Below are 12,363 nucleotides of genomic sequence, written 5' to 3'. Positions count from 1 at the left end.
TTAATTTGTTCTTGTTATTTCGACATATAATTCATCGGCCAGTTTATCATAAACACTCATGGTTTTTCCAAGAATTATCTGCTCGTATGTGAGGTTATCTGATGAATTTTCATGGGTATAAAAGGCATTCAGATCAATTCCTTCTTCATTAGCGATTCTTCTCACTAACTCTTTATATTTTTCATTGAATTTGCCTAATAATTCCAGTTTTTCAGGATCCTCATTCATCATAGAAAGCTCCTGAATAATGTATTCTTTTTCAATAATAAGCCTTGTTTCTAATTCGGCTCTGAAACTATTTATATCCATAATATTAATGTAGCAATTTAGCAATGTATCAGTTTACCAATATTTTTAGATTGGTAAACTGATACATTGGTACATTTATAATTTACGCAGCAAAGGACTTTATCTGTATCTTTCTTCCTGATATTCTTCGTAAAGATTTAGCAATGTATCAGTTTACCAATGTTTTTAGATTGGTACATTGATAAACTGATACATTGGTACATTTATAATTTACGCAGCAAAGGACTTTGTCTGTATCTTTCTTCCTGATATTCTTCGTAAAGATTTAGCAATGTATCAGTTTACCAGTGTTTTTAGATTGGTACATTGATAAACTGATACATTGGTACATTTATAATTTACGCAGCAAAGGACTTTGTCTGTATCTTTCTTCCTGATATTCTTCGTAAAGATTTAGCAATGTATCAGTTTACCAGTGTTGTTAGATTGGTACATTGATAATCTGATACATTGGTACATTTATAATTCACGCAGCAAAGGACTTTGTCTGTATCTTTCTTCCTGATATTCTTCGTAAAGATTTAGCAATGTATCAGTTTACCAGTGTTTTTAGATTGGTACATTGATAAACTGATACATTGGTACATTTATAATTTACGCAGCAAAGGACTTTGTCTGTATCTTTCTTCCTGATATTCTTCGTAAAGATTTTGTAGCGTTTCGGAGATTTTTGCATATCCGATTTCTTTTCCCCAAGCCAATAACCCTTTTGGATAATTTACACCTTTCTGCATGGCCAATTCTAAATCTTCATCGTTCGCAATACCTAATCTTTTTGCTTCAACCGCTTCATTGATTAGCATTGAAATAATTCTCAAAAATATTTGTTGATAAAGTACATCATCTTTTTCGGCAACAGGTTTTTCTGCCCCTTCAGAATAATCGTAGAACCCTTTTCCGGTTTTTCTGCCGTGAAGTTTTGCTTCCGACATTCTTTGCTGAAGAAGAGATGGTTTATATTTTGGATCGTAGAAATATTCGTTGTACACTGTTTTTGTCACAGAAAAATTCACATCAACACCAATTAAATCCATTAATTCAAAAGGTCCCATTTTGAAGTTTCCTATTGTTTTCATGGCATCATCTACCTGTTCTACTGTTGCAATGTTTTCCTCAACCAATCTCAATCCTTCACCGTAGTAAGGACGGGCAATTCTATTAACGATAAATCCAGGAATATCCTTTGCAATAACAGGAGTTTTACCCCACTCTTTCATCAGATTATAGATTTTTTCCGCTAAAGATTTTTCTGTTAATAAAGAAGGGATAACCTCAACTAAAGGCATCAAAGGAGCCGGATTGAAGAAGTGAATTCCGATGAAACGCTCCGGTTTCTGTAATTCCGCACCGAGAGAGGTGATGGAAATGGATGATGTATTGGAACCAATCACACAGCTTTCGGAAACGTGTTTCTCTAATTCTGTGAAAACTTTGGTTTTTATGTCTTTGTTTTCGATGATGGCTTCAATAATTAATTCGCAATCTTTGAAGTCCTTCAATTCTGTAGCTATGGAAATATTAGATAAAATTTCGACCATTTTTTCTGATGAAATTTTCTGCTTATCAACCAATTTGGTTAATGTTTTTTCCAGACCTACAGTTGCCGTTTCTACTTGTTTCGGATTGGCGTCGTACACCCAAACCCTGCATCCGTTCGTTGCAGCTACTTGTGCAATGCCGATTCCCATTGTTCCGGCACCGATAATTCCTACTTTCATAATGTAACAGTGTATCAATGTAACAATGTAACAATTTTTGTAATGCTTGCCAGTAGTGAGCGTGTCGGACTATTGACGCATTTCATTGGTAAACTGCTACATTGGTATATTGTTATATTAATTCTTATCTTCCTTTATAATCAGGTTTTCTTTTTTCTAAAAAGGCATTTACACCTTCGATAAAATCTTCCGTTTCTGCTGCTTCCTGCTGAAGATCGCCTTCCAGTTCCAATTGATCTTTCAGAGAGTTGTTATACGAAGCGGCAAAAGCTTTTTTCGTTAATTTCAAGCCAACGGTCGGCATATTGGATGTTTTTTCTAAAATTTCCAATGATTTGGAAATGAATTCCTCTTCCGAGAAAACTTCTGCCACCAAACCATACGATTTTGATTCTTCAGCCGATAATTTTTTACCGGTAAATGCTAAATAATTGGCCAACTGTCTCCCCAATAGTTTTGGTAAGAAATAGGTACCTCCGGTATCAGGAATTAATCCTATATTGGAAAATGCCTGTGAGAAATAAGCTTTTTCACTGGCTAAGACAAAATCGCAGATTAATGCCAACATTGCTCCTGCTCCCACAGCAGGGCCATTTACCAAAGCAACAACCGGCTTTCTGCAACGAGTAATTTCTGTAACTAACGGATTATAATAATCCACCACAATTTTTCTGATAATATCATTATCTTGATGCTCTTTTCCCGTTACAAAAGCGTCATCCAGGTTCTGACCGGAGCAAAATGCTCTTCCTCTTCCTGAAATCGCAACGCATCGTACTTCAGGATCATTGCTGCACTCTTTCACAAAGTCTTTTAAATCTAATAAAGATGGCTTTGTTAGCGCATTCATGGTGTCCGGTTGATTCAGATAAGCAATTTTCAGCTTTCCGTCGAAATGTGATTCAATATCGAGTTGTGTGTACATCGTTTTTTATTTTTTTATTACCTCCACTAATTTAGTTATAATGTAACAATTTATCAGTCTAACAATGTAATAATTATAATGTCATACTGAACATATTTTTAAACTGCTAGATTGCTATATTGTTACACTGATTTTAGTGGCATTTAAAATAATCAAAAGGCTCTAAACAGTCTAAACACTGATACGAAGCCTTACATAAAGTAGATCCGAATCTGCTGATCTGTTTGGAGTTCATAGAACCACAACGAGGACATTTTTTTGGTTTCCCAATGTGATGTTCATCTGCTCCTTTTTCGGGAGGTGTGATTCCGTAAACGCGAAGTTTTTCTCTTGCATCATCCGTCAGCCAATCTGTGGTCCAAATCGGAAACATTTTGGTCACTACTTTTGCATCCCAACCATTTTCCTTCATGATTTTCATGATGTCTTCCTCAATGGTAAACATAGCGGGGCAGGCAGAATAAGTTGGTGTAATGGTAACCTCGACAGAATTCGAACCTGTAACCTTCGCATCTCTCACAATACCCAATTCCACGATATTAATTACCGGAATTTCCGGATCGGGAACGAGTTCTAATATTTCTAAAGGATTTTTCAATTTTAAATCTAACAATAAATTAATGTAACAATTTAACAATGTATCAATGTAACAATCATTGCTAGACTGTTAAATTGATATATTGGTACATTTTTATTACCAAGTACATCCCGGATATGCTCTCTGCATATATTGCAGCTCACAAAGGATAAATCCAAAATATTCTGTGTGGTAACCTGTTCTTGATTTTGGCTGCATGAAAGGATTTACAGGATATTCTAAGCCGAAACCTGCAAAATCTTTCTGTGTAATTGCAACGAATTCTTCATAAAGAGCATCTGCATTCGGAGCAATATTTAAATCTACCAAATCATCTTCTCCTTCTGTTTTTGCGAATAGACCTTTCGTATATTCCCAAATATTTTCGATTGCTTTTTCTAAACGGGATTTACTTTCTTCTGTTCCCTGAGCGAAAATTTTCATCCACGAAGCAGCGTGAGTATAGTGATACCTTACTTCTTTCAACGATTTCTGAGCAATGGCAGAAAGTTCTTCATTGGCAGAATTTGATAATGCTTCATACATCAGCTTCTGATATACCGCAAAAACGTACACTTTTAAGATCGTCTGAGCATAATCTTCGTTCGGAAGTTCTGCCCAGTGTGCATTTAGATATTCGTGTTCGTATCTTAGAAACGCCAGATCATCTTCGCTTTTTCCGTTGTCGATCACTCTTGAAGCGTAAACGTAAAAGTTATTCGCCTGTCCAAGTTCATCCAACGCAATATTCGTTAATGCAATATCTTCCTCTAAATAAGGACCTTCACCGCACCATGCAGACAAACGCTGTCCCATAATGAAACTGTCGTCTGCTAGTTTTAATAAATAATTATATAATGGGTTCATTGTTTAATCAATTTGAAGACTGATAGATGATAGACTGATAGAAAATAGATAGACTTTGACGTCTATTATCTATTCGTCTATTATCTCCAAAGTCTTAATTACATATTTTTCACATCGTTTGGAATGTCGTAGAACGTCGGGTGACGGTACAATTTATCATCCGCTGGATCGAAGAACGCTTCTTTATCAACCCCTTCCGAAGTCACGATATATTTACTTGGAACTACCCAAACAGAAGTTCCTTCTTTTCTTCTTGTATAAACGTCTCTTGCGTTCTGCAAAGCCATTTCTGCTGTTGGTGCCTGTACAATTCCAACATGTTTGTGAGATAATCCCGGTTTAGTCTGAATAAACACTTCCCACATATCTAAATTTGCCATAAATAAAATTAAATTTAACAATGTATCAATGTACCAGTTTAACAATAATGAGATTCTTCGCTTCGCTCAGAATGACAATTGAATTGCTACATTTTTACATTGGTATATTGTTATATTGAAATTTTCTCCTGTTTTTCTGCGAAAGCTGCTGCCGCTTCTTTTACCCAAGAATTTTCTCTTTGCGCTTTTCTCTTGGTTTCGATACGCTTTTTGTTGGCAGGACCGTTTCCTTTTAAGATTTCCATGAATTCATCCCACGGAAGTTCTCCGAAATCGTAATGCTGTCTTTCCTCATTCCATTTCAGGTCTTTATCCGGAACGGTTAATCCTAAGAATTCAGCCTGAGAAACGGTAACATCAATAAATCTCTGACGAAGACTGTCGTTACTTTCTCTTTTCACTCTGTAATTCATAGAGATTTTAGAATTTGGCGAACTGTCATCATTCGGACCAAACATCATTAAAGCGGGCCACCAGAAACGGTTTAACGAAGCCTGAGCCATTTCTTTCTGCTGTTTTGTACCACGACAAAGCGCCATTAAAATCTCGTAACCCTGTCTTTGGTGGAAAGATTCTTCTTTACAGATTTTTACCATCGCTCTTGAGTAAGGACCATAAGAATTCCCCATCAACATTACCTGGTTCATAATCGCTGCACCATCAACCAGCCAACCGATCGCGCCGATATCTGCCCAGCTCAACGTCGGATAATTGAAGATACTTGAATATTTCGCTTTTCCTTCCAACATATCGTCGTAAGTAGCGTCTCTGTCTGCTCTGATCGTTCCGTTTCCTAACGTTTCAGTTGCAGAATATAAATATAAACCGTGACCTGCCTCATCCTGAACTTTAGCCAAAAGCGCCATTTTTCTTCTCAATGAAGGTGCTCTTGAAACCCAGTTCGCTTCCGGCAACATTCCGACAATTTCAGAATGCGCGTGTTGTGAAATCTGACGAACCAATAGTTTTCTGTAATCATCCGGCATTACATCTTTTGGTTCTACTTTATTTTCGTCGTGTACGTATTGTACAAATTTTTCTAAATCCATAATTAAAATTTTTCAAATTTTAAAATGTAACAATCTATCAATTTAACAGTCTAGCAATCATTGTTACATTGGTAAACTATTACATTGTTAAATTGTTTACACGTCATAATTAAGCATCACCACATTTGTTGTCGGGTGACATTGACAGGTAAGGACGAAGCCTCTGGCTACTTCTTCTTCGGTAAGCGCATAGTTTTTCTCCATGAAAACTTCTCCTTCCAAAACTTCCGCTTTACACGTACAGCACACCCCTCCTTTGCACGCAAAAGGTACAGGAAGATTGTCTTTCAATGCTTTATCTAAGATACTCTCTTTTTTGGAATTAAGGTGGAACGAATATTCATCATCATCAATGATCACCGTTACCATACTTTCAATATTGGCAATCGCCTTGAATTCATCGCTCATTTCAGCTGTATCTTCCTCGTCAGGAGCGGTAAAATATTCAAATAAAACCTGAATGGCCGGTACTTTTTTATCTTTCTTTAAATAATCTGCAATCCCTTTAATCATCTCTGAAGGTCCGCAAATGAAGAAAGTAGATTCTTTTACATCAATATCAGCATATCTTTCAAACAAGTGATCTAATTTTTCAGGAGAAATTCTTCCTTCAAAAATAGGATCTTCATGTTTTTCACGGCTTACTAAATAAACAACTTTCAGTCTTCCGTTAAAAGTTTCCACCAATTGATCGATTTCAGCCTTTTTCATCACATGATTCATGCTTCTGTTGCTGTAGAACAAATAAGCGTTTGAATTCGGCTCCTGATAAAGACTTTCCTTGATATTCGACAAAACCGGAGAAATTCCGCTTCCTGCTGCCAAACCAACGTAAGTTTTAACGTTTGTCGGGTGATAAGAGGTATTGAAACCGCCCATCGGAGGCATTACTTCAAGAATTTCATCCATGTGAAGATGTTCGTTGAAATAGCCTGAAACTTTTCCGTTTTCCAATAATTTCACCAATACTTCCAGCGTGTTGCTTTTTTCACTTGGCGCATTGCAGATAGAATAAGAACGTCTCTCTTCGTTCCCGTCAATCATCATTTTAAAGTTCAGATACTGACCTTGTTTGAATCTGAATTTATCTTTCAGCTCTTCAGGAATTTCCACCGCTACATTTACTGCTTCGGGAGTATCTTTCTGAACCTTAACGGTTTTAAGTTTATAAAATGAATTCATTATTTTTTAAGTATTCTATTAATTTTTCCGCCTTCACATTTTGGAAGACTGTCCTGAGCATGGATTTTCACTTTCGTAGTAATTCCCACTCGCTTTTTAATTTCGTTTTCTATGCTTTTTCCAAAATTCCCGACAAAAATAGTATAATCATCGGTATCTTGTTGTAAATTCTGAGTGGTTACCAATTCATCATCAATTTCAACATCAATATCAAGCGCAACACACATTTGTTCTTTCTCGATTGGCGTTAAATAATAATTAGGAATCACCCCCTTTACATGAGAAAACGCTTCTTCAATCTGGCTTGGATAAACATTCACTCCTCTTACGATCAGCATATCATCGGCTCTTCCAAGGATCGGGCGCATTTTCACCATCGTTCTTTTTCCGCTCTCATCGTAATAAAGACTTGTAATATCGTTTGTCCAGTAACGTAAAAGTGGCATTGCTTTCTTCGTTAAAGTGGTAATCACCAAAACACCTTCTTCCCCAAACGGAACTGGTTCTTTCGTGATCGGATCTAAAATTTCAGGATAGAAATGATCTTCCCAAATATAAGCTCCGCCTTTTTCTTCGAAATCTTCCATTGAAACTCCGGGACCGATAATTTCACTCAACCCATAAATATTGGTTGCGTGAACACCCAGCCTTTCTTCAATATGATGTCTGATAATTTCCGTCCACGGTTCTGAACCTAAAACGGCATATTTTAAACTGATTTCATCTGCAGAAATTCCACGGTTTGCGAATTCATCAGCAATAGTTAATGCATAAGAAGGCGAGCAGCAGATGACTTCCGGTTTAAAATCCATAATTAAATCGACCTGTCTTGAAGTCATCCCTCCTGAAATTGGAAGAACGCTCATTCCTAATTTTTCCGCTCCGTAATGAAGTCCTAATCCACCAGTAAAAATTCCGTAACCGTAAGCATTATGCAATTGCATTCCTGGTTTTGCTCCGGCAGCATTCAAAGATCTCGCCACCACTTCGCTGAATAAATCAACGTCTTCTTTTGTATATCCTACTACCGTTGGCTTTCCCGTAGTTCCGCTTGAACAGTGAATTCTCTGCAATTCATCTTTTGGAACAGTAAATAACCCAAACGGATAGTTATTTCTTAAATCTTGTTTGTAAGTAATCGGAAGTTTAGTAATATCTTCTATCGACCTGACATCCTGCGGAGATATTCCCAATTCATTAAATTTTCCTCTATAAAATTCTGACTTCTCTCCAAGATAGTCTACCAAATCAGCCAATCGCGTAGACTGAAGCTGTCTCAACTGGTCGAGCTTTAAATATTCAACTGAAAAATCCATATCTTTAACTAACTAACATTTGTTAGGTAAATTTAAAAAGATTTTGGAAGCTGACAAAAATTTTTATGACTTTCGTCATATTTTGAATGATTCTAAATAATATTGAGATTGAGGCTAAGGTTTAGATTGATAGAAATTAGGTAAGACAAATGTTTTATTGCATACCTCATTATAACAACTAAGATTCCTACGAAATGAGAACCATTCAGGAGAGAATTTACAAAAATCTTGGATTAATTATCTATTTTGATTTCCAAGCAGCCCAAAAAGAATTTTATCCCTGATTTCATCGGTAATTTCAGTTCCCGAATCAATATTTCTTTTAAACCAGAAATAGGAATTGTTTAAAGTATGAAGAATAAAGCGTGTGGTAAAAGCCGGAGATTTGAGTTCCCATTTTTCTGCCTGATAAATTTCAGAGATCAAGTTTTCAACTTCCTGCTGATAATTCTTTCTTAATTCCACAAATTCGGGAAGTCTTTCTTCCAAATGTTTCCATTCGTTGGAATAAATATGAGTCACATCACGGTTTTTTAAAACAACCGACAAATGTTTATCCAGAAAAAGATCAAGCTTTTCTCGCGGCGGAAGATTTGTATTTTTCACCTCTTGAAGTTCATCGAAAAACTCTTGGGCGATACCAAAACAAATCCATTCCAGAATTTCTTCTTTCGAACGGATGTGTGCATATAAAGAAGCCGCTTTGATGTTGAGTTTCGTTGCCAAGTCCCTCACAGAACTGCCCAAATACCCTTTCTCTTTGAAAAGTTCAACTGCTACTTCTAATATTTTCTTTTGTTTTTCTTTAAGCTCCATCTGGTAAAATGCAAAAGTACTTATTCTGATTTTAATATTTTGATTTTGAGGAGATGATTTTTGACTTCATCAATAGGGACGGGCTTTAGCCCGTTTACGAAAATAGGTACTATTATATTGGCTTTAGCCGAAACTTATATAATACGTTTTAAACCACCCCGTCAAAAATTCTTTGAATTTTCGCCACCCCTCCGAGGGAGGGGAATTTTTAAACCGTTTATTTTTTTTAAGATTTAACCAAATCGGACGGTTCTTCCGATAATTTTTATTCGATGTAAGGATAATCGGAAATTTTGTCTTTATGAAATTAATAAAAATACACAATTCGGAAAATTTGTCCAATATTTTTAAAAATTCAACAATTGAACAGTTTTTGCGATATACCCATCAGAATTAAATGATTAAATAAGATAGAGGGCATCAGAAATTAGAACTCCGAATTAAAAAATTAACATTTATTTGACTCTTATGGTCTGAAATCTGATGTCTAAAATCTAAAACTAAAAAGTAAGAAATCAAAACATAAAAATATGAACTTAAATCAATATACTGTAAAATCACAGGAAGCCATCCAAGCCGCACAGCAAGTGGCCATGGAATTTGGCAACCAACAAATAGAGCCTCAACATGTACTGGAAGGAATTTTCCAGGTAGATGAAAATATATCGCCTTTCTTATTAAAAAAAACTGAAGCAGATGCCAATTTGGTAAGAGAGCGCAACCGTGAAAATTTAGAAAGACTTCCGAAAGTACAGGGAGGGAATATTTATCTTTCACAATCGGCGAACAAAGTTTTGCTTGATGCCCCCAACATCGCTAAAAAAATGGGTGATGAATTTGTAACGATCGAGCATTTATGGCTTTCATTGTTAGAAACCAATTCAGAAGTTTCGAAAATGCTGAAAGATATGGGTGTAACAAAAAATCTTTTGGAAGGCGCCATTAAAGAATTAAGAAAAGGTTCGAAGGCAACTTCTGCAAGTTCAGAAGAAACGTATCAGTCTTTAAATAAATATGCTAAAAATTTCAACGAATTAGCTGCAGAAGGGAAACTTGACCCTGTAATCGGTCGTGATGAAGAAATCAGAAGGGTTTTGCAGATTCTTTCCAGAAGAACGAAAAACAATCCGATCCTGATTGGTGAACCGGGAGTTGGTAAAACTGCCATCGCAGAAGGAATTGCCCACAGAATTATCAACGGCGATGTTCCTGAAAACCTGCAGGACAAGACGTTATATTCATTAGACATGGGCGCTTTGATCGCCGGTGCGAAATATAAAGGTGAGTTCGAAGAACGTTTGAAATCCGTTGTGAATGAGGTCATCAAATCGGAGGGACAAATCATTCTTTTCATCGATGAAATTCACACTTTGGTTGGAGCCGGAGGTGGTGAAGGTGCTATGGATGCTGCGAATATTTTAAAACCTGCTTTAGCAAGAGGAGAATTAAGAGCAATCGGTGCCACGACGTTGAATGAATATCAAAAATATTTTGAAAAAGATAAAGCGTTAGAAAGACGTTTCCAGAAAGTGATGGTGGAAGAACCGGATACCGAATCGGCAATCTCTATTCTTCGTGGAATTAAAGATAAATATGAGGCTCACCACAAAGTAAGAATCAAAGATGAAGCGATTATTGCGGCAGTTGAAATGTCTCAACGATATATTTCAGACCGATTTTTACCGGATAAAGCAATTGATTTAATTGATGAAGCTTCTGCAAAATTGAGAATGGAAATCAATTCAAAACCTGAAGAACTGGACGTTTTAGACAGACGATTGATGCAGCTGGAGATTGAATTAGCAGCGATTTCAAGAGAAGGAAATCAGACGAAAATCGATCATTTAAAAGAAGATATTTCGAAGATTTCTGAACAGAGAAATGAAATCAATGCAAAATGGTTGAAAGAAAAACAAAAATCTGAAGATTTAACTCAGATTAAAAAAGATATAGAATCTTTGAAACTGGAAGCAGAAAGAGCTTCAAGAGCCGGAGATTATGCAAAAGTTGCAGAAATTCAGTACGGAAAACTCCGTAAAAAAGAAGAAGAGCTTTCCAAACTTGAAATTGAAATGCAAAATCATCAGAATGAACTCATTAAAGAAGAAGTAACTTCTGAAAACATTTCTGAGGTGATTGCAAAATGGACGGGAATTCCTGTAACGAAATTGCTTCAATCTGAAAGAGAAAAATTATTAAGTCTTGAAAACGAACTTCATCACAGAGTTGTTGGTCAGGACGAAGCAATTACGGCGGTTGCAGATGCCATCAGAAGAAACAGAGCGGGATTGAGCGATGATAAAAAACCCATTGGTTCATTCTTATTCCTAGGAACAACAGGAGTCGGAAAAACCGAGCTGGCAAAAGCGTTGGCGGAGTTTTTATTCGATGATGAAAACAATATGACGAGAATTGATATGAGTGAATATCAGGAACGTCATTCGGTTTCAAGATTGGTGGGTGCTCCTCCGGGATATGTGGGGTATGATGAAGGCGGACAATTAACCGAAGCGGTGAGAAGAAGACCTTATTCTGTGGTGCTTTTAGATGAAATTGAAAAAGCGCATCCGGATGTTTTCAACACCTTATTGCAGGTTTTGGATGACGGAAGATTGACCGACAATAAAGGTAGAGTCGTGAATTTCAAAAATTCGATCATTATTATGACGTCGAATTTAGGTTCCCATTTAATTCAGGAACGTTTTGATGGTGCTCAGCGTGATAAGGATGATAATATCAGTCCGGAAGCGTTAGACGAAGCAAAAGATGAGGTCTTTGATTTATTGAAACAGACCTTACGTCCGGAATTCTTAAACAGAATTGATGAGGTGGTATTGTTCCAGCCTTTAAGAAAAAAAGAGATCGGAAAAATTGTGACCTATCAATTGAGAGGATTCAATGATCTATTGGCGAAACGAAATATCATTATGACCTCAACACAAGACGCTGTAGATTATCTGATGAATAAAGGATATGATCCTGCTTTCGGAGCAAGACCGTTGAAAAGAGTTATTCAACAGGAAGTATTAAATAAATTATCAAGAGAAATTCTGGCAGGAACCGTGAATGATGGTGACAGAATTACTTTAGATTATTTCGAGGAAACAGGTTTGGTTTTCAGACCTGCTGAACAATAAGTAGTTTTTTTCATATATATTATTTTTGAAAAATTTCCGCAGACAAAAAAATCTGCGGAAATTTTATTTATAATATATCAGCTGTAA

At 36.4% G+C, this 12,363-nt stretch carries 11 protein-coding genes; 1 reads left to right on the top strand and 10 read right to left on the bottom strand.

Translation table 11 applies throughout. From position 1 onward, the window contains the following. The 10 genes from VUJ46_RS18115 to VUJ46_RS18070 form a co-directional block, all read right to left on the bottom strand. The gene (locus VUJ46_RS18115; RefSeq protein WP_326982104.1) at positions 1–309 is read right to left on the bottom strand and encodes a hypothetical protein; all 309 of its coding nucleotides are present in this window, start codon (positions 307–309) and stop codon (positions 1–3) included. 587 nt (positions 310–896) lie between these two features. After that, the gene (locus tag VUJ46_RS18110; RefSeq protein WP_326982103.1) at positions 897–2,027 is read right to left on the bottom strand and encodes a 3-hydroxyacyl-CoA dehydrogenase NAD-binding domain-containing protein; all 1,131 of its coding nucleotides are present in this window, start codon (positions 2,025–2,027) and stop codon (positions 897–899) included. 124 nt (positions 2,028–2,151) lie between these two features. Then, entirely contained in the window at positions 2,152–2,952 is an 801-nt protein-coding gene (locus VUJ46_RS18105; protein ID WP_326982102.1) for an enoyl-CoA hydratase/isomerase family protein, read from the bottom strand. A 133-nt stretch (positions 2,953–3,085) separates the two neighbouring features. Beyond that, positions 3,086–3,550, bottom strand: coding sequence for a 1,2-phenylacetyl-CoA epoxidase subunit PaaD (gene paaD, locus VUJ46_RS18100; protein ID WP_326982101.1), 465 nt, complete (start codon positions 3,548–3,550; stop codon positions 3,086–3,088). 96 nt (positions 3,551–3,646) lie between these two features. Further along, positions 3,647–4,396, bottom strand: coding sequence for a 1,2-phenylacetyl-CoA epoxidase subunit PaaC (paaC, locus tag VUJ46_RS18095; protein WP_326982100.1), 750 nt, complete (start codon positions 4,394–4,396; stop codon positions 3,647–3,649). Between the two features lie 98 nt (positions 4,397–4,494). Next, positions 4,495–4,776, bottom strand: coding sequence for a 1,2-phenylacetyl-CoA epoxidase subunit PaaB (gene paaB / locus VUJ46_RS18090; RefSeq protein WP_039364405.1), 282 nt, complete (start codon positions 4,774–4,776; stop codon positions 4,495–4,497). A 110-nt stretch (positions 4,777–4,886) separates the two neighbouring features. Continuing rightward, positions 4,887–5,825 carry a 1,2-phenylacetyl-CoA epoxidase subunit PaaA gene (paaA, locus tag VUJ46_RS18085; protein WP_326982099.1) on the bottom strand — a complete coding sequence of 313 codons (939 nt, stop codon included), beginning with the start codon at positions 5,823–5,825 and terminating at the stop codon, positions 4,887–4,889. Between the two features lie 96 nt (positions 5,826–5,921). Beyond that, the gene (locus tag VUJ46_RS18080; protein ID WP_326982098.1) at positions 5,922–7,007 is read right to left on the bottom strand and encodes a 2Fe-2S iron-sulfur cluster-binding protein; all 1,086 of its coding nucleotides are present in this window, start codon (positions 7,005–7,007) and stop codon (positions 5,922–5,924) included. After that, positions 7,007–8,323: a phenylacetate--CoA ligase family protein gene (locus tag VUJ46_RS18075; protein ID WP_267405895.1), complete on the bottom strand. Its 1,317-nt coding sequence runs from the start codon at positions 8,321–8,323 to the stop codon at positions 7,007–7,009. The genes VUJ46_RS18080 and VUJ46_RS18075 overlap by 1 nt, the downstream gene beginning before the upstream one ends. A 237-nt stretch (positions 8,324–8,560) precedes the next feature. After that, positions 8,561–9,139: a TetR/AcrR family transcriptional regulator gene (locus VUJ46_RS18070; RefSeq protein WP_326982097.1), complete on the bottom strand. Its 579-nt coding sequence runs from the start codon at positions 9,137–9,139 to the stop codon at positions 8,561–8,563. Between the two features lie 530 nt (positions 9,140–9,669). On the opposite strand from VUJ46_RS18070, the gene clpB reads away from it, so the two are divergent. Beyond that, a complete protein-coding gene (gene clpB / locus VUJ46_RS18065) occupies positions 9,670–12,276 on the top strand; it encodes an ATP-dependent chaperone ClpB (RefSeq protein WP_326982096.1) in 2,607 nt (868 codons plus the stop codon). The last annotated feature ends 87 nt before the right edge of the window (positions 12,277–12,363 follow it).

The sequence above is a fragment of the Chryseobacterium sp. MYb264 genome, from assembly GCF_035974275.1.
Lineage (GTDB): Bacteria > Bacteroidota > Bacteroidia > Flavobacteriales > Weeksellaceae > Chryseobacterium.
Note: the sequence above shows the minus strand (reverse complement) of the source record. Positions and strands in the feature narration are given on the sequence as shown.

Coding starts and splice junctions, on each gene's coding strand:
- clpB (WP_326982096.1), top strand. CDS start 9,670: ATGAACTTAAATCAATATACTGTAAAATCACAGGAAGCCATCCAAGCC.
- VUJ46_RS18105 (WP_326982102.1), bottom strand. CDS start 2,952: ATGTACACACAACTCGATATTGAATCACATTTCGACGGAAAGCTGAAA.
- VUJ46_RS18110 (WP_326982103.1), bottom strand. CDS start 2,027: ATGAAAGTAGGAATTATCGGTGCCGGAACAATGGGAATCGGCATTGCA.
- VUJ46_RS18075 (WP_267405895.1), bottom strand. CDS start 8,323: ATGGATTTTTCAGTTGAATATTTAAAGCTCGACCAGTTGAGACAGCTT.
- paaC (WP_326982100.1), bottom strand. CDS start 4,396: ATGAACCCATTATATAATTATTTATTAAAACTAGCAGACGACAGTTTC.
- VUJ46_RS18080 (WP_326982098.1), bottom strand. CDS start 7,007: ATGAATTCATTTTATAAACTTAAAACCGTTAAGGTTCAGAAAGATACT.
- paaA (WP_326982099.1), bottom strand. CDS start 5,825: ATGGATTTAGAAAAATTTGTACAATACGTACACGACGAAAATAAAGTA.
- paaB (WP_039364405.1), bottom strand. CDS start 4,776: ATGGCAAATTTAGATATGTGGGAAGTGTTTATTCAGACTAAACCGGGA.
- VUJ46_RS18070 (WP_326982097.1), bottom strand. CDS start 9,139: ATGGAGCTTAAAGAAAAACAAAAGAAAATATTAGAAGTAGCAGTTGAA.
- VUJ46_RS18115 (WP_326982104.1), bottom strand. CDS start 309: ATGGATATAAATAGTTTCAGAGCCGAATTAGAAACAAGGCTTATTATT.